Below are 248 nucleotides of genomic sequence, written 5' to 3' on the forward strand. Positions count from 1 at the left end.
TGCGGCGGCACGGCCAGCAGAATGCCGCCGTTCCACGCGACCTTGTAGTCGAGCTGCCGCCTGAATTCGCCCCAGCCTTGGTCGAGGATGGCGCGGTTCAGGCCCGACTTCTGTTTCACCATCTTGCCGTGCTGTTCGCTATTTCCCTTCGATGACTTGGACATGTTCCGCACCTGCAAATCCTCAATGCAGACGAGCGCGTGGTTTTGGCTGATCGTCGTTGTGGTTTTGTGCAGGAAGTCTTTCCG

The 248-nt window shown here is 58.5% G+C and carries 1 pseudogene; it reads right to left on the bottom strand.

What is annotated here, in order from left to right:
• Nucleotides 1-248: pseudogene (locus QN359_RS19960) on the bottom strand (RNA-guided endonuclease TnpB family protein); the annotation flags it as partial.

The organism is Undibacterium sp. 5I2 (assembly GCF_035019605.1).
In the GTDB taxonomy this organism is placed as follows: Bacteria; Pseudomonadota; Gammaproteobacteria; order Burkholderiales; family Burkholderiaceae_D; genus Undibacterium.